Genomic DNA, 26,167 nt, shown 5'->3' on the forward strand with positions numbered 1-26,167 from the left:
GTGAGTGATCTGCGCTGATGTTTGGTGCGGATAAACCGGGTGGAACCGTGGAGTGTTTGCACTTCATCCCAGAGATTGGGATGAAGTGCTTTTTTATGATTTCTGGTAATATGAGAAAGGATGCGTTGAGTATGGTAAAGGTATCATTAAAAGGCGGCGTAATCAAGGAATATGAAAGCGGGATTACAGCGGCTGAGGTGGCAAAGGATTTGGGCGCGGGGCTTTATAAGGCGGCCTGCGCCTGCAAAGTAGACGGGGAGGTCTGCGATCTGAGGACATCCATTACAAAGGATTGTTCCCTTGCCATCCTCACCTTTGACGACCCGGAGGGAAAAAAGGCCTTCTGGCATACGGCCTCCCATGTTTTAGCACAGGCAGTGGGACATCTTTATCCGGAAGCGAGGTTTGCTATTGGGCCTGCGGTGGATAACGGCTTCTATTACGATATTGACGTGCCGAAAGCGTTTACGCCGGAGGAACTGGAAAAAATCGAAGCTGAAATGAAAAAAATTGTGAAGTCCGGCGTAGAAATTCGGCGCTTTGAGCTGCCGCCGGAGGAAGCGAAAAAGCTGATGGAGGAAAAGGGCCAGTCCTATAAGGTAGAGCTGATTGAGGAGCATGCAGGAAACGGAGAGCCGATCAGCTTTTACCAGCAGGGCGATTTTGTAGACCTTTGCGCGGGGCCGCACCTGATGAGCGTCGCGGCGGTGAAAGCGGTCAAGCTTACCCAGTGCACGGGAGCCTATTGGAGAGGCGACGCAAGCAACCGGCAGCTTTGCCGTGTTTACGGGACGGCTTTCCCGAAAGCGTCTCAACTAGAGGAATATTTGGCGCAGGTAGAAGAGGCAAAGAAACGCGACCACAATAAGCTCGGCCGGGAGCTGGGACTGTTTACCACTTCCGACCTGGTCGGACAGGGACTGCCGATCCTGCTGCCGAAGGGCGCGCGGGTGATCCAGCTTTTGCAGCGTTTTGTCGAGGATGAGGAACAGCGCCGGGGTTGGCTGCTGACCAAGACCCCGTTTATGGCCAAGAGCGACCTGTATAAGCTGTCCGGACACTGGGATCACTATAAGGACGGAATGTTTGTCCTTGGGGATGAGGAAAAGGACGACGAGGTGTTTGCGCTCCGTCCGATGACCTGCCCGTTCCAGTACCAGGCATATTTAAGTAAAAAGCGTTCTTACCGGGAGCTTCCGCTGCGGTATAACGAAACATCCACCCTGTTCCGGAATGAGGCAAGCGGGGAGATGCACGGCTTGATCCGCGTCCGCCAGTTTACCATTTCCGAGGGACATCTGATGTGCCGTCCTGACCAGCTGGAAGAGGAATTCAAAGGCAGCTTGGAGCTGGCGATCTATATGCTCAAAACGCTTGGGCTTTATGAGGACGTTTCCTACCGGTTCTCCATGTGGGATCCGAATGACCGCGGCAAATATATCGGCACAGAGGAGCAGTGGAATGAAGCGCAGGGTGTCATGCGCAAAATTTTGGATCACCTGGAAATCCCGTATGCGGACGGAATCGGCGAAGCGGCGTTCTACGGCCCGAAGCTCGATATCCAGATCAAAAACGTTCACGGGAAAGAGGATACCCTTATCACCATCCAGATCGACCAGATGCTGGCGGAAAAATTCGGGATGGAATATGTAGACGCTGACGGCCAGATGAAAAACCCGTATATCATCCACCGCACCTCGATTGGATGCTATGAACGGACGCTTGCGCTGCTGATCGAAAAATACGCGGGCGCGTTCCCGCTCTGGCTGGCACCGGTACAGTTAAAGCTGCTTCCGATTGCCGACCGCCATCTGGACTATCTCTATGACGTACAGAAAAAACTGCAGGCCGCTGGAATCCAGCGCGTTGAAATCGACGACCGAAGTGAGAAGATTGGCTATAAAATCCGGGAGGCGCAGCTTGAGAAGGTGCCTTATATGATCGTCGCCGGCGACAAGGATATTGAAAACGGCGTGATTTCTGTCCGTTCCAGGAAAGACGGCGATATCGGCCAGATGAAGCTGGAAGAGCTGATTGCCAAACTGACAGAGGAAATTGAAAAGAAAATCATTCAATAATCCCCGGGCCAAACAGAGAGGAGCAAACTGATGATTTTATTGGAACGGACTTCCGTAATGAATTTAGAGAACGCGATCCGCGGAGCAAGGAACCCGATGAATAGCTGGAACCGGATGGACAGCTATTATGATGAGGATGGGAATTATGTTCTGGGAGAAAATGACCTGGGGCTTGCGAAACGGCTCCGCAAAGCCGGAAGCGACCACCGGAAATTTATCCGCCAGATTTTTGTGTCCGTCGATATCACCGCGCCCCTTTATTGGTGGAAGGAATACGATACCTATAAGGTGGCAACAGTGGCGAATTCCACCAGTACCATGCATAAAATTCAGGCCAAGGAATTCAGCCTGTCCGACTTTAGCTGCGACAGAATGACCGACGAGACGCTGATGCAGATGCAGGGCGTTGTGGATTATCTGGAGGTGCTGCGGAAAAAATTTATTCAGACCAAGGATAAGCAGTACTGGTACGATATGATCCAGTTTTTGCCGTCCAGCTATAACCAGATGCGGACCTGTACGTTAAACTATGAGACGCTGATCAATATTTATTATGCGCGCAAAGATCATAAATTGGATGAATGGCATGTGTTCTGCCGGTGGATTGAGTCGCTTCCTTACGGGAAGGAACTGATTGCTGCGGCAGACGAAAATATAGGATAGGCGGCTGTAATTCATCTTTTCCTTTTTTCTGCATAGAATAGAAAGATACGGCTCATGCCGTAAACTGAGAAGTACAGAAGGAGGGATCAGGATGCAGGATACCGGCCATCATGATACGAGAATGGAAATGGCGCGTTGGTTTGAAACCGGTGGGGATCTGGACGATTTTATCTTCTATTGGGATACTGTGGCAAAGCCAAATGCCTTTTCCCAGGAAGAAATCCAATCAGACGAACAGCGCTAGCCGATCTTCCTGTACAGGAAGATCGGCTGCTTTTTGGGACAGTAAAAGAGAGGAAGAGAAAATGACCTTTTACTTTTTGGATCATAGCGGCTTTGCGGTCGATACCGGCCGCCGGTGGCTGATCTTTGATTATTTTACCGATAAGCCGAAAGGAAAGGGCTTATCCGAAGGGGTAATAAATCCTTTGGAGCTTGGCGGAAAACCTGTCGTGGTGTTTTCCTCCCACAGCCACCATGACCATTTTAATCCCATCATCTTTTCCTGGCGAGGCAAGGTGAGTGAGATACAGTATGTGCTGAGCGACGACATCAGTACCTCGGAGGAAGCGCTTTTCGTATCTCCGGGGCAGCGATATGAACGAAACGGCGTTACGATCGAAACTCTGAACTCTACCGATGAGGGCGTTGCCTTCCTTGTCCGGACTGATGGTTTTACCATTTATCATGCCGGGGATTTGAACCATTGGCACTGGGAGGGAGAACCGCACTGGTATAACCTGCAGATGGCTGAACGCTACCATACAGAAATGGAAAAGCTTCGCGGAAAGGTAATCGACCTTGCTTTTGTTCCGGTCGACCCAAGGCTGGGAGAGGCCTTTTGGTTCGGGCTTGCCGGGCTGATGGAAACAGCGGAGGTGGGCTGTGCAGTGCCGATGCATTTCTGGGGTGATTTTTCAGTGATGGATAGGCTGAAGGAATGCGGGCCGCTCTCACCCTGTCTCGACAGGGTGGTTTATCTGACAAAACGCGGACAGCAGGGAACCTGCGGGAAATGGAAGGCGTCTGATGATTGATGTATTAATCCGGGCCGGATGCATGATCGGCCTGATGCTGCTTGGAATGCTCTTGAGAAGGGTGAAGCTGTTTGGGCCGGATGATCACAAGGTTGTTTCAAAAATTATTTTAAACGTCACTATGCCTTGCATGCTGGTTACCTCTTTTTCTCAATACCAATTGGATTTATCTCTGTTTTCAGTGATTCTCCTTGGGATTGGCTGCAACCTGATTTTGTCCGGTATTGGTTTTCTCTGCGCGGGCAGGGACTGGGCGGGGCGCGCGTTTAATATTATCAATTTTTCCGGCTTTAATATCGGGTGTTTTCTTATGCCGTTTGCCCAAACCTTTTTCGGGCCGGAAGGGATCGTAGTGGCTTGTATGTTTGACGCAGGCAACGTGATGATGTGTACCGGACTTACCTATGGAATTGCTTCCTGTGTCGCGCCGGGCGGGGAAAGGGGCAGCCTGAAGCTGCTGGCGAAAAGCTTGTTTTCCTCTACGCCGTTTATTACATATCTTGTTCTGCTGCTGATGACCTGCTTTAAGCTGTCATTTCCCGGCCCGATTCTTGACTTTGCTTCGATTGCAGGCAACGCAAACACCTTTCTCGCCATGTTTATGATCGGACTTGTCTTTGAATTCAAGGCAAACCGGGAAAATATATTCCGGGTGATACGAAATGTCGGGGTGCGGTATGGGGTATGCGCCGTGCTGGCGGTACTGTTTTATTTCCTCCTGCCATTTCCTCTGGTGGTTCGGCAGGTACTGGTACTGGCGGTTTTTTCTCCTCTTACTGTGACCGCGCCGATTTTCACCTCCAAGCTGCATGGCGATGTTTCGCTCTCCGGTGCGCTCAATTCGATCTGCATCCCGGTCAGCGTGCTGTTTGTAACGGTGATCATGACTGTTTTTCAGTTATAATTAAGAATTTTTTATAAAATCTTACATTGATTTGTCGCCTGTACTGACGTATAATAAAAAAGGCGGTACAAAAAGCCAAATAGATTGTTTGAAGGTGAAAGAATGAGCGCTTCGGCCTCAACTTTTAAGGTAATGACCTTTAACTTAAGGAAAGACAGCAGATTAGACCGGGCAAACCGGTGGAGCTATCGGAAATATATGGTATCTGATTTTATCAGGCAGTCCGGCGCTGCGGTAGTTGGCGTACAGGAGCTGATGCCCAGCATGAAGCAGGACATGCTGAGGTGCCTGGAGGAATACAGGCTGTTTGGACGGGGTAGAAGCAAGCGTTTGTTTAACGAGCATTCCGATATTCTGGTGAAACATGATAACTTGGAAGCGAAGTTTGTCAAGACCATCTGGCTGTCAAAGCATCCGGAAAAATTTGGAAGCCATGCGTTCCTTGCGTTTTTTCCGCGTATCTGTACGATCTGCGAAGTGACGTTTCGGGACAGCGGCAGGCAGGTGCGGGTTTTCAACGCGCACTTTGACCACATCTCCGGCTTTGCCAGAAAGACCGGCCTGGACATGATCCTCCGCTATATGGATCAGCTCCAGCAGGAAAAACCAATGCCAATGGTATTGATGGGGGACTTTAACGTACGTCCCAGCAATAAGCTGATTTCCCGGCTGAGAGGAAATCTGCATCAGTACTCCAATATCCGTCTGGTTGACGCATATGCTTACGCTAACGGACAGGCAGAGCGGTTGAACACCTATCATGGCTTCAAGGGAAACCATTTTGGCAAGGCGCGGCTCGATTATATTTTTGTTACCGATGATTTGGAGGTAGTAAACACCTATGTGGATCATACGGTAAAGGACGGGAAATATCTTTCCGATCATTATCCGATTGTCGCAACCCTGCAATTTAAGGAATCGTAGAAAAAAGCGGACGCTGCCGTCCGCTCTTTTTCTGTACATAGGCGTCAGCTTGAAAAAACAGGACAGCAAAGCAAAATTTGTGGCCAACCAAGGCCGGATCAACATAGAAAAGGCAAGGGAATCAGGATATGGCAGTAACGATCAAACAAATTGCAGAAATGGCGGGAGTTTCCCGGGGGACGGTAGACCGGGCGCTGAATCACCGCAGCGGTGTAAAAAAGGAAGTTGCCGAGCGGATTCTGCGGATTGCGGAGGATTTAAATTACCGTCCGAATGCAGTTGCAAAGGCGCTGGCGAACTGCAGGCGCCCTTTTGTCATGGGCGTTTTAATTAATTCAGACGGAAATGACTTTTTTGACGAAGTACTCGATGGAATACGGCGGGCGAAAAAGGAAATAGAAAGCTTTGGCGTGAAGCTTTCTATCCGGGTAATGAAGGGCTTTGACGTGAACAGACAGCTTAGCCTGATCCGGGAGCTGGAGGCGGAGGGGATTTCTGCCTTGGCAATCACCCCGATTGATGACCGCGCGGTAATCCGGGCGCTGAACGAGCTGACTCAAAGGGAGATCACTGTCGCAACCTTTAATGCAGATGTCGAAGGAATTCAAAAGCTTGCGTTTGTAGGCTGTGATTACCGGAAGAGCGGGGAAATCGCCGGCGGCCTGATGGGTCTGATGACCGGCGGGAATGCGGCGGTTGGGATTGTTACCGGATCAGTAAAGATGCTGGGGCACAACCTGAGGCTTCGCGGATTTGAATCGGCAATCAAAACCGGATATCCGGGAATGGATATTCTTGAAGTGGTAGAAAATAATGATGACAATGAGCTCTCCTATCACTGTACCACCGAGCTTTTGCGCAAATTCCCTCAGCTCAGCGCGCTCTATGTGGCTGCCGGAGGAGTACACGGCGCTGTGGAGGCGGCCGAGGTAGACGGCAGGAAGATTACCATCCTCACTCATGACGAGACGCCCTATGTTAGAAGGAAGCTAAAGGAGGGCGTTATCTGCGCCACTATAGACCAGCAGCCCTTCTCTCAGGGCTATTCTGTGATCCGGCTGCTGTTTGACGCTGTGATGTACGGCAAACGTCCGAAACAGGTGCAGAACTATACGAAAAATGAAATTATTATCCGGCAGAGCTTGACGGAATAAATTAGGAATTACCAATTGACCCGGCTTTTGGAATATGGTATCATAATTCCAGGATCAAATTGCGATTGAGAGGGGGATACGGCTTGTTGTATCCGTTGAAATTAAAAGCGCCGCTCAAGGATTACCTTTGGGGCGGAACCCGGCTGAAAGAGGAATATGGGAAAGAGACCGAGCTTCCAAAGGTAGCGGAGAGCTGGGAGCTTTCCTGCCATCCGGACGGAACCAGCGTCATCCTGAATGGGGAAGCAAGGGGACTTCTGCTCAGCGATTATCTTGCCGGACAGGGAAAGGAGATTCTGGGGGAAAAGGCGGAACAGTTTTCCTTTTTTCCAATGCTGATCAAGCTGATTGATGCGGCGGACAGCCTTTCGGTTCAGGTTCATCCGGATAACGAGTATGCTCTGCGGGTGGAAGGCGAATACGGAAAAACCGAGATGTGGTATATTGTCGACTGTGAAGAGGGCGCCAGCCTGATCTATGGGTTTGATCATGAGATCAGCAAGGAGGAATTCGCAAAGCGGATTGAAGAAAATATGCTGCTGGATGTAGCGCGTCAGGTGCCGGTGCACCAGGGAGATGTGTTTTTCATTGAAGCAGGAACGCTCCATGCGATTGGGAAGGGAATCCTGATTGCGGAAATTCAGCAAAATTCCAATACGACTTACCGTGTTTATGATTACGGACGGATCGGTGCGGACGGAAAGCCGCGGGAGCTGCATATTGAAAAGGCAGTGGAGGTCACCAGCCTAAAGCCGGTCAAACGGGAGCCAAAACCGCAGGGATTGCCGGAAAAGCGGCAGGGATATACGGATACCCTTTTGGCGTCCTGTGATTATTTTACCGTTCATAGACTGGAAATTGACTACTGCGCCCAGTTGATGGCCGGCGACCAGAGCTTTCAGTCTCTGCTGGTGCTGGACGGAGAGCTGGAGCTTGACTATGGCTTTGACAGCCTGCCTTTGTTAAAGGGAGACAGTGTGTTTATCCCGGCAGACCTTGGTGAATATGAGCTGACAGGCAGCGGCCTGGTACTGCTCAGCTCCCTGTAATAATCATGACAGCTTAAAAAGACCGGAAACCAAAACCGGTCATGAGAAAGGAAGGGTTTACTGATGAAATATTATGTAGGAATCGACTTGGGCGGCACCAATATTGTTGCCGGTGTGGTGAATGAAGCGTTTGAAATTATTGCGAAGGAAAGCGCGAAAACGAAGGCCGAGCGCGGCGCGGACGCTGTGATTGCCGATATGATTGTGACAACGAAACGCGCGGTGGAGAAGGCCGGGCTTACCATGGAGCAGGTGGAATGGGCCGGCGTAGGCTCTCCTGGGACTGCCAATAAAGCAACCGGAAAAATCGAATACTCCAATAATCTCCAGTGGTATGACGTTCCGTTGGTGGCAAAGCTGGAGGAAGGACTCGGCGTTAAGGTTTTCATTGAAAATGATGCGAATGCGGCGGCATACGGTGAATATCTTGCCGGCGCTGGAAAGGGCTGCACCTCGCTTGTTGCCATTACGCTGGGAACCGGCGTTGGAGGCGGAGTTATTATGGACGGGAAAATTCTCACCGGTTCTAATTTCGGCGGTGCGGAGCTCGGCCATACTGTCATTGAAGTGGACGGAAGGCCGTGTACCTGCGGACGGCTGGGCTGCTTTGAAGCATATGCTTCGGCTACCGGCCTGATTAACCTGACCAAGGAAGCTATGGAAGCGCACAAGGACTCCAAGATGTGGGAGCTGTGCGGCGGCGATATCAGCAAAGCAAACGGCCGCACCTCATTTGACGCAATGCGTGCCGGCGATGAAGCCGGAAAAAGCGTTGTCGACCTTTACATCAAATACCTGAGCGTTGGAATTGCAAACATGATCAATATTTTCCAGCCGCAGATTCTCTGCATTGGAGGGGGGATCTCCAAGGAGGGCGATACGCTGATCCGCCCGCTGACCGAGTTGGTAAATGAAAATAACTATATCCGAGATCCGGAGAAGCGCACCAAGATCATCCCGGCAAAGCTCTTTAACGATGCCGGCCTGATTGGCGCCGCTATGCTGGGGCTGGAGGCATAATTAAAATTGAAAACAGGTGCAGGAATGTTTCTGCACCTGTTTTGCTTTTTCTATCCATGCGCTGCTAAAATGTCTCGGAATATGCTGGAAAAAACTTTATCTATTCTTTACATAAGATTATCATTATGCTCATTCTTTTATATATTCTGCACATTGACACGTATCTTTTTTTGTAGTATATTAATAATACGTTTGAAGTGGGCAAAAGAAAAGGGATGAAAATGAAAGAAACGTTAAAAAGATTATACCAAAAGTATGAATCGTTTATATTATACGCATTGTATGGAATACCGACTACAGTAATCAACTTTGGCGGATATGCCTTTTTGATGGATGTCTGTGGGCTGGATGCGGCGGTATCCTCTTTTATCGCTTGGATTGCGGCAATGCTGGCAAGCTTTAGCCTTTACCGCCGCTATGTCTTTAAAAGGCCGCCTGCTCCGATTGGGCAGAAATTTCAGGAATTGGTTAAGTTTGCAGGCGTCCGCGCTGGGACGGGATTGTTTGAAACCGGTTTTGTTTGGCTGTTTGTCAGCTATTGGGGATTGCATGCTTATCTGTTTAAGATACTGGCAAGCGGGCTGTCTGTTCTGATCAATTATATGGTCAGCAAATTCTGTATTTTTCGTCACGAAAAACAAGTAGCAGAAAGTTAAGGAACGGGAATTCCCGTTCCTTTTTTGTTATAGCAGGGAAGCAATCGAAAGAGTTCCATGAAGCTGCTGATATATTTTTGTAAGCTGTTCTACCGGAAGGGGATTGATGCCTTTCCCGATTTCAAAGGTAAATGCAGGCCGTCCCAGCCGATCGATAAACCAGTCTTTGAATCCGCCGTGGGAGGCCAGCCCCTCCTGATGAACCAGCCGGTAGCCGCTGTAGGCCGAGAGCAGTGAAGCAATATGGTAGCTGACAGGCGGCGTATTTTCCCCGTATTCATAAAAAATTTCTTCGCCCTGTGAATGGAACGCAAATGCAACCCGAACGTCAAACCCGATGCAAAGCTGGACAAGCGCCCTGGTTTCCGGTTCGCTGTGCGGGCGTTCGCCGCCATATTGGCGCGGTGACGGCTCTGTGATGCCGGCTTGCCGCTCCGCTTCCTTACACTGGGCAAAGCCAGCGTCAAAATTGTGGTTTAAGTCAATCCCTCTGGCATTGGCCTGCCAGCTCTGGGTGGATTTTTCCTGTAGGCAGGCGACGAAATCAGCATATCGTCCGGCTGATTCAGGTCCGCGCAGCGCGATTTCTACTCCGTCGGGGTTTACCATCGGTACAATCAGGAATCCCTTTTCCAACAGGGTTTCATGTAAGCTCATTGGCTGCTTGCTGCTGCTTTCCTCTACCGATTTGCACAGATCCTCCAGAAAACGGATCAGAAGAGAGCAGGTCAGCCATTCCTGCGCATGGAATGCTCCTGCAAAGAGGTTGACATGCCGCAGGTTGCCAATCCCGACTGCATAGATTTTACGTCCTAGCACACTTTTTCCAATATGGAAAAGACGGAGAAACGGAAACCGCTTTTGCAGGGTATGGAGCTGCTCCACCATGCGGTCGTAGGTAGGAGGAACAGCATAAAAATTATAGGCCATGATTCGAGTCTCCTTTCAATCAGTAAAATATATTGAAATAAACCCGCAATTATGTGATAATAGGGATAAGAGAAATCGCTTTTGTCGATTCGTCATAGATTTCTGCCCGACGGGTTTTTCTGGTCTAGCTGTATGTCATTTAGCTTACTGGAAAAAGAAAGCGAAATCATGAAGAAAACGGAAAAGCTTTGTGAGAAAGGTTGTTAGAACTATGAAATTATATGAACAGCAGCTATCCAGAGAGGTAATCCATAAGGGCAGAATTATTGATCTGTACCGTGATCAGGTGAAGCTTGAAAACGGAAAGGAGACGATCCGTGAGGTGGTTCACCATCCGGGCGGAGTTACTGTGCTGGCTCTCACAGATGACCATCAGGTATATGTTGTACGGCAGTTTCGGTATCCGTTCCAGAAGGTGTTAGCTGAGCTTCCGGCCGGAAAGCTGGAGGTAGGGGAAGACCCGCTGGAGGCTGCTAAACGGGAGCTGGAGGAGGAAGCCGGCATCCGCGCGTCACAATGGGAGGATTTGGGCAAGCTTTATCCAACAGTCGCTTATGTGGATGAGGTAATCCATATGTATTTTGCTGCCGGGCTTACCCCTGCAAAGCAGCATTTGGATGAGGATGAATTTTTGGAGGCTGAGCTGGTGCCGCTTGATGAGCTGGCAGAGCAGGTGCTGAACAACGAAATTCCTGATGCAAAAACACAGGCGGCTGTTCTGAAGGTTTGGTGCCGCCTGCAAAGAAAATAGAACGTTGTTCCATGAACACAATTTTTGAAAGAAGTAGGAATAGAAAGGGACGAAGAAGATGCTGACAGTTGCACAATTGTTTTTCTGGTTGATTTTATATAGCTTTATCGGCTGGGTGTATGAATCGACCCTTTGCTCCGTTACTCAGCATAAGCTGGTGAACCGCGGCTTCCTGGCCGGGCCGCTCTGCCCCATTTACGGCTTTGGAGCACTTGTCATTATTCTCTGCCTGGGCAGGGAGGCAAACAGCAGTATATTGAGTCTGTTTTTATCCGGTGCAGTCCTGACCTGCACGCTGGAATACCTAACGTCCTGGCTGATGGAAAAGCTATTCCATGCCCGGTGGTGGGATTACAGTCATTACCGGTTCCAATTAAACGGAAGGGTATGCCTTCTGGGAGCAGTTGCATTCGGAACGATGTCGGTATTGATTTTAAAGGTTGTGCACCCATTCGTAAAAGACCTGACAGAGAGGATTCCGGAACAGATTTTGTATATCATCTGCGGTTTGCTGCTCCTTTTAGTAGCTGCAGATACGGTGACAACTGTACGTTCTGTTGTAAATATGAACCAGAAGCTGGCTGAGGTGCAGGCAGCGCTTGATCGGATTAAGGAACGGGTTTCAGATGTAAAGGACGACATCAGCGAACGGCGCGGCAGGCTTCATGACCACGGACAGAAAATCTTGGAGCGGGTGGAACAGAATTCGCTTTGGACAAATCGGGTCAAGGAGCTTTTGAGCCAACGGCGCTTTCAGGAACGCCGTCTGTTGAAGGCATTCCCCCGGTTTGCGCCTGTGAATCACCGCGACGCGCTTGAAGTTTTAAAAGCCAAGCTGGAAGAATTTCGGCGGGAGAAACGATCAAAATAAAATTATCTGTTATGGAAAGAAAGGAGGGAACAGGATGCTGGAATATAAATTTGATACGCAGCTTCTCATCGAAGGAGAGCGCCTTTCAGAAGATGAGATCCATGATTATATTATGAAACATATCAAGGGAGACTGCCTGCTGGCTGTAGGGGATGAGGATTTAATTAAAATCCATTTCCATACCAACACGCCTTGGAAGGTACTGGAATATTGTGCCTCCCTGGGAGATATTCATGATATTGTTGTGGAAAATATGCAGCGTCAGGAGGACGGCTTGCAAGGGTAACAAAAAGAGAAGAGGGACGATGTTAACCATCGTCCCTCTTCTCTTTCCCCATTTTCTTTTTTCTCTGCCGGACACATTCGGTCAGCAGGTATTCAATCTGTCCGTTGATCGAACGGAAATCATCCTCAGCCCATTGTGCCAGCTCATTCCAAAGGCTGTTCGATACCCGGAGCAGAACCTGCTTCTTGCCGGACTCTTTCTGCGCCATCTCCAGCCACCGGCCTTAATAGATCGAACCGCTGTTGACGATGGGCTGGGCGTCCTTATTTCCGCAGAGGACAACAAGCAGGTTGCTGACCATAGCGGCTTTCCGTTCCTCGTCCAACTCGACAACATCGTTTTCATTCAGGTGCTGCAATGCCATTTCGACCATACCTACAGCGCCTTCCACAATTTTTTGCCGGGCTGCGATGATGGCTTCTGCCTGCTGGCGCTGAAGCATTGCGGCCGCGATTTCCGGCGCGTAGGAAAGGTGGGTGATCCGTACCTCAAGGATTTCCAGGCCGGCGATAGCAACGCGTTCCTGCAAATCCTGTTTCATCATATCGGCTATTTCCTGGCTGCTTCCGCGCAGGGTTTTCTCGTCGCTGCCATCCGAAACATCATATGGGTATAAGCGGGTGATATTCCGGGTTGCGGAGTCGCACTGGATGGAGAGGAAGGTCTTATAGTTGTTGACGTTAAAGACAGCCTTGGCGGTGTTGACAACCCGCCAGATTACAATTGTTCCGATAATAACCGGATTACCGATTTCATCGTTTACCGTCTGCTTCTCATTGTTTAGGGTCATAGCCTTGAGGGAAATTTTCCGGTCTCTTGTGGTTCCAATCGTTACCGAAGCAGTCGCGGGGTTGATTGTGGCCGGAACAGAGGAAGTCGCGGGGTTAAAGGTCGTACAGAACGGATTGACAAAATAAAACCCATCCTTGTTGATTGTGCCGTAATATTTTCCGAATAACACCAGCACGATTGCTTCCTTTGGGGCAACTACTTTCAGTCCAGCCAGGGAAATGCTTGCGGCGGTTAACAGAATACAGCCTAAGACGATTCCGACGATTCCCAGGACATTCGGCCAGATACAGCCTAAAACAATCATGGCAATGGAGGCCAGCAGGATGAAGAGCATCAAGAAGAGAGCGGCATAGCCGTTGTAGCCTTTGATGATCTTTTCCTCTACCGGGGTATGCTGTAGTACTTCACTTGCTTCACTCATATGGATCCTTCTTTCTGAAGAAAAATATTATGATATTTATATGATATCATAATAATATCAAAATTTTTTATCTTTGTCAACCGGCTTGCGTAATTTAGTGAAAAGAAAAAGGGATGGATCTTAAAATCCATCCCTTCTATTTCTATCCGCCAAATATGGAATAGGTCGGAACCAGGATTGCTGTGAGAAGCATTGCCGCTGCAAGAATGATGCAGACGACCTGTACAATCCGTTTCCGGCGTTTCATTTTCTCTTCCCACTTCATCTTATCTCACCAAGTTCTGATCTCTGGACGGCCCTACGCCCACCATTTTAATTGGGCAGCCCACCTGTTTTTCTAAATATGCGATGTAGTTTTTGCATTCCTGCGGCAGCTCCGTAAAGCTTTTGCAGGAGGATAAGTCGCCGGAAAAGCCCGGAACAGTCTCGTATACCGGCACGCAGTCCTTAAGCTCGTCGATATCAGCCGGATATTCTGTCATCAGAGAGCCATCTGGCTTCTGATATGCGACGCAGACCTTTAAATCACCCAAATCACTCAGTGTGTCAAATTTATTGATTGCAAGGCAGGTCAGCCCGCCGGTACGTACCGCATGCCGCATAATGACAGCGTCAAACCATCCGGTTCTTCTCGGGCGGCCGGTGGTAGTGCCGAATTCATTCCCGCGGTTACGGATGGTATCACCCATTTCATCAAAAAGCTCTGTTGGAAACGGCCCCATACCGACACGTGTAGTATAAGCCTTCGCAACACCGATGACTTCCTCAATCACAGTCGGCCCGACGCCTGCGCCGAGCGGACAGCCGCCCGCTACCGGATGGGAGGAGGTGACATATGGATAGGTTCCAACGTCAATATCAAGGAAGGTTGCCTGAGCGCCTTCAAACAAGACTTCTTTTCCCTCGTTGATCGCGTTGTAAGTCAAAACGGAAACATCTCCGATGTAAGGAGCAAGCCGTTTTGCATATGTGGTATATTCTTCGATGATCGCATCAATGTCCAATGGCTCTCCGTCATACACTTTTGTGATGATTTTATTTTTGAGACTGCCGACAGCAGCCGCTTTTTCACGGAAAATCTCCTCATGCACCAGATCGTACATCCGGATTCCGCAGCGCTCATACTTGTCCATATAGCATGGGCCGATTCCTCTCCCGGTCGTGCCAATTTTTCCGCCGCCCAAGGCTTTTTCGCTCAACCCGTCCAAAGCCCGGTGCCACGGCATAATTACGTGAGCGCGCGGATCGATTTTCAGGTTGCTGCAATTTACGCCGCGTTCGGTTAAGCCGTCAATTTCCTTTAAGATGTCCTCCGGGTCAATTACCACGCCGCAGCCGATCAGACAGGTAGTATTCGGATACAGGATACCGGAAGGGATTAGGTGAAGCTTATATACCTCGCCGCCGCTTTCCACGGTATGGCCCGCATTGTTCCCGCCCTGAGAACGGACTACAACGTCAGCCTTGGAAGCAAGGATATCGATAATTTTTCCTTTACCCTCGTCTCCCCACTGGGTGCCTACTACTACTTTTGTTGGCATTGCGATTCCTCATTTCACTTTTATTTCCTGGCAGGCCGCACGGCAGCTTACCAAACATTTCAATTATAACAAAAAATGCGGCAGGATGCAATCCATAATTTTGCGATAGGCAGTATTAAAATCCGGCTAAATGATCAGCGCGTCAGCTTTGTGATCATATCAACCATAATTTCCAGCCGTTTGAGATCTGAGGTACAGGGAAGCATATCGCCAATACCGAGGATTACACGGTGGTCAGCACGAAACAGCTCGGCCGCGCGGGCGATATATTCCTTGAACGCACCAATATCATAGCTGTCCATAAAAATGCTCTGCGGGATAATATCCTTGAGCACCATCCTGTCGCCGGCAATGGCGCGGATATCCTCAAGCTCTACATCCCCGGAAGGAGCTGCGGTAATACCGTTGGCATAGGTTACGCCCACCTCCTGCAGGCGTCCAAAGAGCGGCTGAAGCTTTCCGTCATGATGTACGCCTAAATCGGCGCCGTACTTCTGTGCAATCTGGCTTCTGCGCTGCAGCTGAGGGCCCAAATATTGGTCGAAGTATCCTGAGCTGTTGTCTGCACTGTAGTTTTCCACTGAGAACACCATTTTTCGTTCCTTAGCCAGAAACTCGATTACCGGTCTGTGAACCTCGTCCAGAAAATCCATGAAAGCTTCTGTTTCCTCAGGCTCATCCGCCAAAAGGAAGGAGGTTGTTTCAATTCCTGCCAGTTGAACGATCAGCGTTTGAATTGGGGTCAGCGGGGCGCACCAGTCGGCTGCAGAGGATACGGCCTTTGCGTGTTGGGCGCGCTGTTCATAGATGTAACGGACTACCTGAAGATCCTCGACCTCCTTCACCGGGTATTCCACGATCCCAAAGCTGCGCGAGGCATAGGCTTCCGCAGCGGTAACAGAGCCTACCGGAGTATGAATTGTGACTGATCGTTTTCGTCCGGGATAGCCGCCGTTTTGATATCGGACGGGTTCGCCTTCCCAGTGCTCCTTGATTTCGATGCCGGGGATCGGTTCAATTGCCGGTGGAACGGCGGCGAGAGGCGAGCACATCAGAATTTTGTCTAAATCACAATCTTGAACAGCGCTTTCCAGGGTTCCGTCATGGTAGTGTTCCGCAAACCACCAGCGTGTATCCACGTCAATAGGGAGAAAGTCCAAGCGTTTTCCCTGAAACGCCAAATCCATTCGCTGCTGTTGTTTTTGCGTCAGGTCTTCAGAACGGGAAAGGTGCTTTGTAGCCTCACGGTATTGGGCGTTGAGAAATTCTCCTGTGAGAGTATGCAGTCCGACAAGCGGCAAACTGAGCTGATACATAATAGCACTTCCTTTTTGAAAAAATAAAGCAGTCTGGGATTCTATTTGATTATCTATCCAATAAATATAATATATTTTCTGTTTGGTTGCTTGTAAAAAAGCCATATTTTTTGTATTATTTTAACTTGTTTGCTAAATTATATTTCTTTAGGCGTTAGGCTGAAAGCGGTTGTCTCCAGGATAAACTTAAGATTCCTTTTTCTGAAATGGATATTGGCTTGATATTCGAATAGGAAAAAGAATATCCGGATAAAAAAGGGACAAACTGATGATATGAATCTTGAGAGAAAGAAGGAGCGTCATGAAACTGACACCTGCAGAATACAGCGAGATGGCCAAAAAGGCTTCTCCCGGAACAAAATCCTATAAAACTATCCCGATCGCTTTTTTGATCGGCGGATTGATCTGTATGGCTGGGGAGGGGCTGATTAACCTTTACCAGTATCTTGGTATGGATCAGGAAACGGCTGGCGCCGTTACCTCCGTTACCCTGATTTTCCTTGCCGCGTTATTAACCGGACTGGATCTCTATAACTCGATTGCCCGCTTTGCCGGAGCAGGTACCCTGGTTCCGATCACCGGTTTTTCCAATGGGGTTGTCTCCCCGGCGCTGGAATTCAAATCGGAGGGTCTTGTCCTGGGACTGGGCGCAAAGCTGTTTGTGATCGCCGGCCCTGTCATTGTCTATGGGATCAGCGCTTCGATTGTTTACGGACTGATCCTTTATCTGTTTAAATTATATTGATCTGGAGAGGAAGCAGAAAATGTCACAGAAAATTGGAAGAAGCACGCTGGTTTTAGATACCTTTCCAAGCATTATGTCCTATGCCTCTGTGGTGGGGAAAAAGGAAGGGGAAGGCCCGCTTGCGCGCTATTTTGACGCGATTTTTGACGATACTACCCTGGGTGAAAAAACCTGGGAAAAATCGGAAAGCCGAATGCAGAAGGAAGCCGTCAGCCGCGCGCTGGAAAAGGGCGGCTATGCGACCATGCAGATCGATTACATCTTTGCCGGCGATTTATTAAACCAATGCATTAGCTCTCACTATGGGCTGCGTGATTTAAATATCCCATTTTACGGGTTATATGGCGCCTGCTCTACTATGGCAGAGGGGCTGTCCCTGGCTTCTGTCTTTGTAGACAACAATCTGGCGGGATTTACTATGGCCGCCACCTCTTCGCACTTCTGTTCGGCGGAACGGCAGTTCCGTCTGCCGTTGGAATACGGCGGGCAGAGGACGCCCACCAGCCAGTGGACGGCGACAGCCGCCGGGTCATTGGTGGTCGGAAAAAGCGCAAGGCCGCCCTTTGTAAAAGCGGTCTGCGGAGGGACGATTACCGATTTGGGAATCAAAGATATCAATAATATGGGCGCCGCTATGGCGCCGGCTGCTGCGCAGACCATCAAGACCTATCTGGAGGACAGCCATACCGGGCCGCAGGACTATGACCTGATTGTAACCGGAGATCTTGGACTTGTCGGGAGTGAGTTGCTGATTGACCTGTTGAAACGGGACGGGATCGACATTTCAGGCGTGCATAATGACTGCGGAAAGATGCTGTATGATGTTGAGGCGCAGGATGTCCATGCAGGAGGCTCCGGGGCTGGATGCTCCGCCTCGGTTCTCTGTTCCTACCTCCTGAAAAAGATTGAGGACGGGGCGCTGAAAAATGTACTGTTTATCGCGACCGGCGCGCTGATGTCCACCACCAGCTTCCAGCAGGGGGAGAGCATTCCGTCGATTGCCCACCTTGTACACCTGACCTATAACAGGGAATAGAAAGGAAGAAATATATGGAAATTTTTAAAGAATACTTCTGGGCCTTTCTTGTCGGGGGAATATTATGTGCCATTGGACAGGTCCTGATTGACTATACGAAGCTTACGCCCGCCAGAATCCTGGTATCCTATGTAGTCGCCGGAGTGATTCTGGGCGGAATCGGCGTGTATGAACCGCTGGTAAAGCTGGCGGGCGGAGGAGCCACTGTTCCGCTGACCGGCTTTGGCTACCTCCTGGCCAAAGGAGTAAAGGAGGCAGTTGCGGAGAAAGGACTGCTTGGCATCTTGACAGGCGGGTTCACCTCCGCGAGCGCGGGGATAGCAGCGGCTATCTTTTTTGGCTTTTTGGTGGCGCTTATTTTTAAACCGAAGGATAAGGCGTAAAGAAATGCATCGTGCCATAAGCACGATGCATTTCTTTATTATTCGCTTAAGCTTTCCGGCAGACCCTGATAGATGATCTGCCCGGCACCGCCGCCGGTAATGATCCCCACCTTTCCCGGCCTTAGGCTTGCCTTTACCGGGCAGCGCAGATCCTCGTCGATGCAGGTGACTTGAACGGGGATGCGCGGCATAAATGCCCTTTAGCATCTCGTCTACACAGTGCTCCGGCTGGTTTAAAATTCTCTGCACAAACAAACCTCCCTGTTATAAACGTGTCACGATGGATGTCAAGGCGGATTTGATAAACATTCATACAAAAAAGGATGGGAAATTCCATAATCTGGAGATTCCCATCCTTTTACAATATTCCGCAGCATCTTAGAATAGTTTCTGTGAGGAAAACCACCCCTACGGAACCAAGCGCAACAGTCAAAAGCCCTCGGTTAAAATAGGCCAGGATCAAGGCGGTAATCAATCCTGCAAGCGCTGACCAAAGACAGGCGGTAGAGGCAAGGATTTCCGGAAAGGTCATTGCAGAGAGCACAGCAAAGGGTACATAAGCGAGAAAGGATTTTACGAACCGGTTATTGATCTTTTTTCGGAATACGGCCAGGGGCAGCATCCGGGGCAGATAGGTGACAACAGCCATTACCGCGACCGCAATCAGGATCTTTGGATAGTTCATGCGGCCACCTCCCGTTCCTCTTCCTCAGTGACCGGGAATTTCAAAGCTGCCAGCGCTGAGGCGGCGACTGCGCAGATAATGATGATCCATCCGCTGGAAAGGCCGCCGAAAACCGGGACATAATGGAAGAGGCAGCTCAGGACTGCCGCCACAATAACTGTCAGCAGGATTGGACGGCTTTTGGTAGAGGGCGGCACGATAATTGCAATAAACATCCCGTAAATGGCAATCCCGAGCGCCGTGCGTACCGCAAGCGGGAGCACGCCGGTTGCAGCCGCGCCCAAAAATGTTCCAAGCGCCCAGCCGAAATAGGGCGTCAGGATCAGGCCTGTCAGATACCGGGCGTTAATCAGCCCCTTTTGCTGCATGGCGACAGCGAAAATTTCGTCCGTGACACCGAAGGATAAACCCAACCGCTGCGGCAGGGTCATCCGGTCATCTACCTTTTGGGAAAGGGAAAGGGACATCAGCATATACCGGATGTTGATGACAAAGGTAGTGACAGCGATTTCTATGTACATTCCTCCGCTGATGATCAGCGCCGTACCGGCGAACTGCCCGGCGGAGGTTAGGTTGGTCATGGAGATTAAAACGGCAATCCACACGGGAAGGCCTCCCTCGGTTGCCATCATGCCAAAGGCAAACGATACGGAGAGATATCCCAGGCAGATCGGGATTCCGTCCCGCAATCCCTTCTGAAAGGTGAGCGGCTGCAATGGCTGAGTCAAAACAGAACACCTCGCGCAATGTTTTCCTGCAGAATGTCCGCAAGTATTTCTATTATAGGGGATTCTGTCAAAAGATGCAACCATTGCAGAGGATTTATAGAGTTAATGCACCGTTTTCATCCATATACAGGATTAGAATTTGTGTTTCTTTTCCGGTTTTAGCGTCCAAATACACCAGCACATGTGTCTGATCCTCGGTTACGCACTGCACCTCATAGCAAAAGTCCTCGCTTGTCCCTTTTCCGGGGATGACACAAAGGGAGGTTTTCTGGATAGAGAGAAGCGGACTGATGGACTGGGAAAGGGACGATTCCGAGATAACCGGATCAAGTCCGGTACGTTCCTTGTGGTTGGTAAGATATCCGCGTGCGTCAAACCGTACTACCTCGCCCTTGTCCATTGCAACCGACACCTTTACGAGATCAGGATAGAGGACTACCTCGCCCTGTGTTCCGGCGTAATTGATGGTCATTAACCCGCCCTTGATTTCATAATAGGTCTGCTTTAAGGATTGATAGCCATTTTGTGTCAGAAACCGTTCGGCTGCTTCCTTGCACTGATCCTCTGAGACCATACGATCGGAAACTTCTCGGCTGTTGACCAGGTAGCTCAGATATCCGCCCTGTTTTGTGACAGCGACATTCAGGCTTTCGGCAGTGAAGCAATAGGAGGGCATTTTCCCTTCTTCATCTGAATCATCTTTCAGGCTGGCGGTCTCTGTACCGGCCGCTTTGGCTGCGGCCTCTCTAGCCTCTTCCCGGGAGACCTGCTTGGCTGCCTTCACCATTTCAGGCTCCTTCTCCAGAATATTGTCAGAAAACGGCCCGTCGTAAATTAAGGTGGGATAAGAGGTAAATCCCTCTTCAAATTCCTGGAATCCGTCTGAAAAAGAAGCGGATTTGGTTTCGTCCTTTGTCTGTGAAACGTCCTCCTTCACTTCTTTAAAGGATAGGGAACCGGAGCGGACTCCGTCCTGGACGGCAAGCACCTCTTGGAGAAATTTGTGAGCGTAATCTTTTAGGCTTTTGAGATTATCCCGCTCCTCGTCACTAATCGTCTGGTCATCTGCAAGCTTGTCAGACAAGCTTACTGCATAATCCCCGGTTTGGGACAAAAATTTATAGGTATTTTCAAGCTGCAGCGTCCCGACCGGCAGGTCTGCCAGGCATTCCTTGGCAAACCCCGCTTCACGCCAGAGCTTGGAGGCAAGCGGTGTCATGGTAGATTCGGTTCCAGCATAAAGCAGCTTTAACAGGGTATTGTCAATGTTCTCCATATGGTCGGTCAAATCGTCGATGCTTTTGAGATACTGGTATTCCAGCTTCAGCTCGGCGGCGTCCGCCCGGCGGATGTTGGTATAACAGAAGAAGGACAGCGCCAGGATCAGCGCAGTGGCAAAGGAAACGGCGCGCACAACTCCGCGCCGTGAGAGTTTAGCTTGCATGGCAAAAACCTCCGAAATAAATTTACAGCTTATACTGCTGTTTTGCTACCTTTACTTTTCCGCAAAAAAGGGAAAATATACCGAGATGAGTTTTTTATTTTTTCTTGCAGTTTGTTCATAAAAAATCTGGAAATAGAGGATTCTATGCTGTATAATAGAGTATGATTGAGAGTACTGAACGAGGAAAGGAACGAGACTGGTTTTGGAAGGACGGGAAGTATATCTGGACAACAGCGCCACGACAAAAGTCTGTAAGGCGGCGTTGGAAGCGGCTGTTTTGGGGATGGAAAAGGAATACGGAAACGCGGCCTCCCTGCACAAAAAGGGATGGGAGGCGCAGAAACTGCTGGATGCCGCAAAAAAGGGATTTGCCCGGCTTCTCGGCTGTGAGGAGCAGGAGCTTTATTTTACGTCGGGTGCAACCGAATCAAATAATCTGAGCATCCTGGGCGGAGTAGTCGGCGCAAAACGGAGAGGAAGGCGGGTTGTTACTACAACAATGGAACACGCTTCCGTTTTGGCCTGTATGGAAGAACTGGAGGCACAAGGCTATGAGGTGGTACGGATTGGGCCGAAGGAGGATGGCGGCTTTGATCCGGCTGACTTCTACAGCGCGGTGGATGAGAATACCGTCCTTGTCTCCTGCATGATGGTGAATAATGAAACCGGACTGCTGTTCCCGGTGGAGGAGATCGGGCGGGCGGTCAAGAGGAAGAACCCGCAGGTTTTGTTTCATGTTGACGCGGTACAGGGCTTTATGAAGCTGCCGCTGTCTCTGAAGCGCTCTGCGATTGACCTGCTGAGCGCCAGCGGGCACAAGATATTTGCCCCTAAGGGTATCGGACTGCTGTTTATCCGAAAAGGCGTGCGGATAAAGCCGCTCTTTTTCGGCGGCGGACAGCAGAATGGGATCCGGGTCGGGACGGAAAATGTTCCGCTTGCCAGCGCGTTTTATGCGGCGGCAGAGGAACTGGCAAAAAACAGGAAGGAACACTATGCCCTCTATGAGATGCTCAAAAGCCGTTTGCTGGAACGCGTGGGGGAAATCCCAGAGGTTTCCGTCAACAGCAAAGACAGCTGTGTTCCCTATATTGTGAACCTGTCGGTGGCAAAAATCCGTTCGGAGATCATGCTCCACTATCTGGAGCAGTTTGGGATCTATGTTTCCAGTGGGTCGGCCTGCTCAAAGGGGGCGAAAAGCCACGTCCTCGCAGCATTCGGCTACCCGGCTGAGCGGATCGACACTGCGCTGCGGGTGAGCTTTTCTCCGGAAACTACAATCGATGATATCGATTATTTTGCTGAAAAGCTAAAAGAGGGCAGCACAAGCCTGATGAAAATGAAATAGAAAAGGACAGAGATATGAAGCAGGAAGTAATTATGATTAAGCTGGGAGAGATCGCCTTAAAGGGACTCAACCGGAAAACCTTTGAGGATACGCTGGTAAAAAACATCAAATGGCGTCTCCGGGGCGTCGGGAAATTTGCAGTCACCCGCGCGCAGTCGACCATGTATATCGAACCCAAAGAGGATGACATTGACTTTGACGAAGCGGCCGACCACCTGAGCAATGTGTTTGGTATTGCCGCCTTTACCAGGGCGTTGGTGACTGAAAAGAAGCTGGAGGCGATCAAGGCCGACGCGGTGGAATATATGAGAGACGTTTTGCCCTATGCCAAAACCTTTAAGGTAACGGCAAAGCGGGCGGACAAAAGCTTTCCGCTCACCTCGCCGCAGATTCAGCAGGAGCTGGGCGGCACGCTGCTGGACGCCTACCCGCATCTCAAGGTGGATGTCCACAATCCTGAGGTAACCGTGACGATTGAAATTCGGGATTTCGGCGCTTATATTCACGGCAAACAAATCCCCGGGGCCGGCGGTATGCCTGTCGGCTCGTCCGGAAAAGCAATGGTGCTGATCTCCGGCGGAATCGACAGTCCTGTAGCGGCCTATATGATGGCAAAGCGGGGGTTAATCCTTCATGCCGTCCACTTTGTCAGTCCGCCCTATACCAGCGACCGCGCACGTCAGAAGGTGGAAGACCTCTGCGAAATTGTCAGCCGGTACGCAGGGAGGATTTATTTCCACTGTGTTCCATTTACCAAAATTCAGGAAGCGATCAAGACCCATTGCCCGGAAGAGTTCTTCACGATTATTATGCGCCGCCTGATGATGGAAATCGCAATCCGAATCAGCGAAGAAAATGACCTGAAAGCACTGATTACTGGAGAAAGCCTCGCGCAGGTCGCCAGCCAGACAATCGGTGCGATTGCTGCGACGGACGACGTCTGCACAATGCCGGTTTTCCGCCCCTTGATCGGGATGGATAAAAATGAAATTATCGAAATTGCTCGGAAGATCGGGACGTTTGAAACGTCAATTCTCCCGTTTGAAGATTGCTGCACCGTCTTTACCCCGAAGCATCCAAAAACCCGCCCTGCTGTCGAGCAGGTGCGTGCTGCGCAGGCTGCCTTTGATTTTGCGCCGCTGGTAGAGGAGGCGGTTCGGGAGACAGAGGTCAAGACCATTGCCGCATTATAATTATAGAAAAAGGAAGCTGATTTTGCTATGAACGCTGAGATTATTTCAGTCGGAACGGAGATTGTTCTGGGAGATATCCTCAACACCCATTCCCAGTTCCTTTCCCAGGAGTTGGCTGGGATGGGGATCAATGTATTTTACCATACCGCGGTTGGAGACAACGACAGGCGGTTTACGGCGATCCTGCAGACCGCCCTGGAACGGAGCGACATTGTTTTCCTGACTGGCGGGCTCGGCCCGACGACGGATGATATCACCAAGGAAACCGCCTGCGAGCTGATGGGGGTTTCCTGCCGCTACAATGAAGAAATTGGAGCTCGGCTGGAGGCGTTTTTTGCCCGTTCCGGCAGAGTGATGAGCGAAAATAATAAGAAACAGGCAATGGTGCCTGAGCATGCTGTCATTTTACAGAACGATTGGGGAACCGCGCCTGGATTTATCATTGAAAAGGATCACCGCACCGTCGTTCTGCTGCCTGGCCCGCCCAGGGAACTGCAGCCGATGTTTACCCACAGGGTGAAGCCGTATCTGGAGCAGCGAACGAACGGGATTATCTTTTCAAAGAACGTCCGGGTTTTTGGAATCGGGGAGTCCTCGCTGGAGGAGAAGATTGTCGACCTGGTCACATCAGGCAATCCAACGGTTGCGCTTTATGCAAAAACTGGGGAGGTGCTCATCCGGGTAACGGCAAAAGCGCCGTCGCAGCAGGCGGCTGAGGAGCTGGTGGACGGTATGATTCTCCAGCTCAGGGAACGGCTTGGAAATACCATATACGGGATTGATATCGGCGGGCTGCACGAAGCGCTCGTCCATAGTCTCCAGCAGCATGGTGAGACCGTGGCTACGGCTGAAAGCTGTACCGGTGGTATGATCGCTGCTCAAATCACTGAGGTGCCGGGTTCTTCTGAGGTGTTTGAGATGGGCGCAGTCACCTATGCAAACCGCATTAAGGAACAGCTCCTGGGCGTGTCCCGCGAAACACTGGAAACGGTGGGCGCGGTTAGCCGGGAATGCGCGGTACAGATGGCGAAGGGGCTGGCGGAGAAAAGCGGCGCGGATTATAATGTCGCGGTGACCGGAATCGCGGGCCCGGGCGGCGGAAGTAAAGAAAAACCGGTCGGAACCGTTTATATCGCGGTGGAGCATCATGGGAGGGTATGGTGCGAGCACTATTATTTTGCGCGGCATCGCAATGAGCGGGATTACATCCGAACCCAAACCTGCCTGAACGCGATGAATATGGTGCGCCTGACCATAGAAGATCCAACGGCCTATGAGGTACATTATGAAAGCTAAGACAAGGCCGCGCGGGAAGAAAAGATACACAGTCTTGATTGTAATCTTTTCAGCCATCTTTGTCGTTTCGCTGGGGCTGCTGGGATACCAGCTTTATGATTATTTCAGCGCGAACCAGTTTTTGGGACAGATCAATGAGCTGAAGGAGCAAAAGCCTACAGATGACGACCTGTCAAAGCTGCCGGACGGCGCGACCGATGAGTTTGCCGTTCTGCATGCAAAGTACCCGGATTTTCTTGGCTGGATATCCATTGACGGAACAAAAATTGATTATCCGGTTGTCCAGGGAAAGGATAACGATTATTATCTGCGCAGGAATATGGACGGCGAATACCACCGTCTCGGAACCGTATTTGCCGATTACCGATGCCAGTTCGGAAAAGACTTGTTTTCTGACAATTCTGTCATTTACGGGCACAGCGCGTTTGACGGCTCCTATTTTCGGGATCTGTTAAAGTACAAAAGCCTTGATTATTATAAAGAGCATCCGGTCATCCATTTTGACACCCTCTACGGCAAGCAGGATTTTGTGATTATCGGAATGTTTATGGCGGGAATTTATCCATCCCAGGGGGAACTGTTTGAATACCACAATTTCGTGGAGGCGGCGGATGAGGCGGCCTTTGATGGTTTTATCAGCGAGGTGGAGCGCAGAAGCTATATCCGCTCTGCGATTCCTGTGGAATATGGAGACAAGCTGATCACCCTGTCCACCTGCGATTATGAATTTGACGACTCCCGTTTTGTAGTAGTCGGAAAGCTCCTGCAGGAGGGGGAGGATGGGAAGGAACTGGCGCAGAGCGCTCAGACCCATCCGGGCCGGTTTATGCCGGACGCGTGGTATGAAGCAAAAGGAAAGAAAAACCCGAATCAGTAAGATATACGGTAACTACCGGATTGAATAAAAAGGAGAATG

Annotated in this window: 29 protein-coding genes; 20 read left to right on the plus strand and 9 right to left on the minus strand. The window is 50.2% G+C overall.

The features are described from left to right. The first annotated feature begins 131 nt into the window (after positions 1-131). The 10 genes from thrS to CZ360_RS06885 all read left to right on the plus strand — a co-directional run bounded on the left by thrS (position 132) and on the right by CZ360_RS06885 (position 9,485). Complete coding sequence (thrS, locus tag CZ360_RS06845; RefSeq protein ID WP_077533421.1) at positions 132-2,078, plus strand: threonine--tRNA ligase; 1,947 nt, start codon at positions 132-134, stop codon at positions 2,076-2,078. A gap of 30 nt (positions 2,079-2,108) precedes the next feature. After that, on the plus strand, positions 2,109-2,741 hold the full coding sequence (locus CZ360_RS06850) for a hypothetical protein (RefSeq protein WP_077533422.1): 633 nt from the start codon (positions 2,109-2,111) through the stop codon (positions 2,739-2,741). 91 nt (positions 2,742-2,832) lie between these two features. Further along, positions 2,833-2,985, plus strand: a complete 153-nt coding sequence (locus CZ360_RS14030; RefSeq protein ID WP_159438151.1) for a hypothetical protein — start codon at positions 2,833-2,835, stop codon at positions 2,983-2,985. A gap of 61 nt (positions 2,986-3,046) precedes the next feature. Next, the gene (locus CZ360_RS06855) at positions 3,047-3,778 is read left to right on the plus strand and encodes an MBL fold metallo-hydrolase (RefSeq protein WP_159438152.1); all 732 of its coding nucleotides are present in this window, start codon (positions 3,047-3,049) and stop codon (positions 3,776-3,778) included. After that, on the plus strand, positions 3,771-4,682 hold the full coding sequence (locus CZ360_RS06860) for an AEC family transporter (protein ID WP_077533424.1): 912 nt from the start codon (positions 3,771-3,773) through the stop codon (positions 4,680-4,682). The genes CZ360_RS06855 and CZ360_RS06860 overlap by 8 nt, the downstream gene beginning before the upstream one ends. Positions 4,683-4,784: 102 nt before the next feature. Then, positions 4,785-5,606, plus strand: coding sequence for an endonuclease/exonuclease/phosphatase family protein (locus CZ360_RS06865; protein WP_077533425.1), 822 nt, complete (start codon positions 4,785-4,787; stop codon positions 5,604-5,606). A gap of 128 nt (positions 5,607-5,734) precedes the next feature. Then, entirely contained in the window at positions 5,735-6,760 is a 1,026-nt protein-coding gene (locus CZ360_RS06870) for a LacI family DNA-binding transcriptional regulator (RefSeq protein ID WP_077533426.1), read from the plus strand. Positions 6,761-6,846: 86 nt separating this feature from the next. Beyond that, entirely contained in the window at positions 6,847-7,809 is a 963-nt protein-coding gene (locus CZ360_RS06875) for a type I phosphomannose isomerase catalytic subunit (protein WP_143530205.1), read from the plus strand. A 63-nt stretch (positions 7,810-7,872) separates the two neighbouring features. Beyond that, complete coding sequence (locus CZ360_RS06880) at positions 7,873-8,829, plus strand: ROK family protein (protein ID WP_077533428.1); 957 nt, start codon at positions 7,873-7,875, stop codon at positions 8,827-8,829. A gap of 221 nt (positions 8,830-9,050) precedes the next feature. Beyond that, positions 9,051-9,485, plus strand: coding sequence for a GtrA family protein (locus CZ360_RS06885; RefSeq protein ID WP_159438154.1), 435 nt, complete (start codon positions 9,051-9,053; stop codon positions 9,483-9,485). Between the two features lie 27 nt (positions 9,486-9,512). On the opposite strand, the gene CZ360_RS06890 is transcribed toward CZ360_RS06885, so the two are convergent. Further along, complete coding sequence (locus tag CZ360_RS06890) at positions 9,513-10,415, minus strand: M14 family metallopeptidase (protein ID WP_077533430.1); 903 nt, start codon at positions 10,413-10,415, stop codon at positions 9,513-9,515. A gap of 211 nt (positions 10,416-10,626) precedes the next feature. Here CZ360_RS06890 and CZ360_RS06895 point away from each other — a divergent pair, with 211 nt between their 5' ends. Genes CZ360_RS06895 through CZ360_RS06905 form a run of 3 tightly spaced genes read left to right on the plus strand, consistent with a single transcriptional unit; the run spans position 10,627 to position 12,323 of the window. Then, the gene (locus CZ360_RS06895; RefSeq protein ID WP_077533431.1) at positions 10,627-11,166 is read left to right on the plus strand and encodes an NUDIX domain-containing protein; all 540 of its coding nucleotides are present in this window, start codon (positions 10,627-10,629) and stop codon (positions 11,164-11,166) included. 58 nt (positions 11,167-11,224) lie between these two features. After that, entirely contained in the window at positions 11,225-12,037 is an 813-nt protein-coding gene (locus CZ360_RS06900) for a putative ABC transporter permease (protein ID WP_077533432.1), read from the plus strand. Between the two features lie 34 nt (positions 12,038-12,071). Further along, complete coding sequence (locus CZ360_RS06905; RefSeq protein WP_077533433.1) at positions 12,072-12,323, plus strand: kinase to dihydroxyacetone kinase; 252 nt, start codon at positions 12,072-12,074, stop codon at positions 12,321-12,323. A gap of 22 nt (positions 12,324-12,345) precedes the next feature. Here CZ360_RS06905 and CZ360_RS06910 read toward each other — a convergent pair whose 3' ends face one another. From CZ360_RS06910 to CZ360_RS06925, 4 genes are all read right to left on the minus strand, one after another. Further along, positions 12,346-12,531 carry a type II toxin-antitoxin system antitoxin gene (locus tag CZ360_RS06910; protein ID WP_077533434.1) on the minus strand — a complete coding sequence of 62 codons (186 nt, stop codon included), beginning with the start codon at positions 12,529-12,531 and terminating at the stop codon, positions 12,346-12,348. A 15-nt stretch (positions 12,532-12,546) separates the two neighbouring features. Then, positions 12,547-13,536 carry an SPFH domain-containing protein gene (locus CZ360_RS06915; protein ID WP_077533435.1) on the minus strand — a complete coding sequence of 330 codons (990 nt, stop codon included), beginning with the start codon at positions 13,534-13,536 and terminating at the stop codon, positions 12,547-12,549. Positions 13,537-13,802: 266 nt separating this feature from the next. After that, positions 13,803-15,077 (minus strand): adenylosuccinate synthase, encoded by a 1,275-nt coding sequence (locus CZ360_RS06920; RefSeq protein WP_077533436.1) that lies wholly within the window; start codon positions 15,075-15,077, stop codon positions 13,803-13,805. A gap of 134 nt (positions 15,078-15,211) precedes the next feature. After that, positions 15,212-16,393, minus strand: a complete 1,182-nt coding sequence (locus CZ360_RS06925; protein WP_077533437.1) for a hypothetical protein — start codon at positions 16,391-16,393, stop codon at positions 15,212-15,214. 301 nt (positions 16,394-16,694) lie between these two features. Between CZ360_RS06925 and spoVAC the strand changes: the two genes are divergently transcribed. The 3 genes from spoVAC to spoVAE are packed head-to-tail and all read left to right on the plus strand — an operon-like array spanning position 16,695 to position 18,557. Then, positions 16,695-17,138, plus strand: a complete 444-nt coding sequence (spoVAC, locus tag CZ360_RS06930; RefSeq protein ID WP_077533438.1) for a stage V sporulation protein AC — start codon at positions 16,695-16,697, stop codon at positions 17,136-17,138. Between the two features lie 19 nt (positions 17,139-17,157). Then, positions 17,158-18,174 carry a stage V sporulation protein AD gene (gene spoVAD / locus CZ360_RS06935; RefSeq protein ID WP_077533439.1) on the plus strand — a complete coding sequence of 339 codons (1,017 nt, stop codon included), beginning with the start codon at positions 17,158-17,160 and terminating at the stop codon, positions 18,172-18,174. A 14-nt stretch (positions 18,175-18,188) separates the two neighbouring features. Then, positions 18,189-18,557: a stage V sporulation protein AE gene (gene spoVAE, locus CZ360_RS06940; protein ID WP_077533440.1), complete on the plus strand. Its 369-nt coding sequence runs from the start codon at positions 18,189-18,191 to the stop codon at positions 18,555-18,557. A 38-nt stretch (positions 18,558-18,595) separates the two neighbouring features. On the opposite strand, the gene CZ360_RS14035 is transcribed toward spoVAE, so the two are convergent. From CZ360_RS14035 to ypeB, 4 genes are all read right to left on the minus strand, one after another. Next, positions 18,596-18,748, minus strand: a complete 153-nt coding sequence (locus tag CZ360_RS14035; protein WP_159438155.1) for a hypothetical protein — start codon at positions 18,746-18,748, stop codon at positions 18,596-18,598. Positions 18,749-18,915: 167 nt separating this feature from the next. Next, complete coding sequence (locus CZ360_RS06945) at positions 18,916-19,242, minus strand: AzlD domain-containing protein (protein WP_077533441.1); 327 nt, start codon at positions 19,240-19,242, stop codon at positions 18,916-18,918. Continuing rightward, positions 19,239-19,970 carry an AzlC family ABC transporter permease gene (locus tag CZ360_RS06950; protein ID WP_229408009.1) on the minus strand — a complete coding sequence of 244 codons (732 nt, stop codon included), beginning with the start codon at positions 19,968-19,970 and terminating at the stop codon, positions 19,239-19,241. Before CZ360_RS06950 ends, CZ360_RS06945 begins: the two co-directional genes overlap by 4 nt. A gap of 94 nt (positions 19,971-20,064) precedes the next feature. After that, the gene (gene ypeB, locus CZ360_RS06955) at positions 20,065-21,414 is read right to left on the minus strand and encodes a germination protein YpeB (protein ID WP_077533443.1); all 1,350 of its coding nucleotides are present in this window, start codon (positions 21,412-21,414) and stop codon (positions 20,065-20,067) included. Between the two features lie 202 nt (positions 21,415-21,616). On the opposite strand from ypeB, the gene CZ360_RS06960 reads away from it, so the two are divergent. From CZ360_RS06960 to srtB, 4 genes are read left to right on the plus strand one after another with little or no spacing between them, the layout of a single operon-like run. Further along, a complete protein-coding gene (locus tag CZ360_RS06960) occupies positions 21,617-22,762 on the plus strand; it encodes a cysteine desulfurase family protein (protein WP_229408010.1) in 1,146 nt (381 codons plus the stop codon). Positions 22,763-22,776: 14 nt separating this feature from the next. Beyond that, positions 22,777-23,955: a tRNA uracil 4-sulfurtransferase ThiI gene (gene thiI, locus CZ360_RS06965; protein ID WP_077533445.1), complete on the plus strand. Its 1,179-nt coding sequence runs from the start codon at positions 22,777-22,779 to the stop codon at positions 23,953-23,955. A gap of 27 nt (positions 23,956-23,982) precedes the next feature. Next, positions 23,983-25,251 (plus strand): competence/damage-inducible protein A, encoded by a 1,269-nt coding sequence (locus tag CZ360_RS06970; protein ID WP_077533446.1) that lies wholly within the window; start codon positions 23,983-23,985, stop codon positions 25,249-25,251. Beyond that, positions 25,241-26,128 (plus strand): class B sortase, encoded by an 888-nt coding sequence (srtB, locus tag CZ360_RS06975; protein ID WP_159438156.1) that lies wholly within the window; start codon positions 25,241-25,243, stop codon positions 26,126-26,128. The genes CZ360_RS06970 and srtB overlap by 11 nt, the downstream gene beginning before the upstream one ends. Positions 26,129-26,167 lie beyond the last annotated feature (39 nt).

Source organism: Massiliimalia massiliensis, from assembly GCF_900155615.1.
In the GTDB taxonomy this organism is placed as follows: Bacteria; Bacillota; Clostridia; order Oscillospirales; family Ruminococcaceae; genus Massiliimalia; species Massiliimalia massiliensis.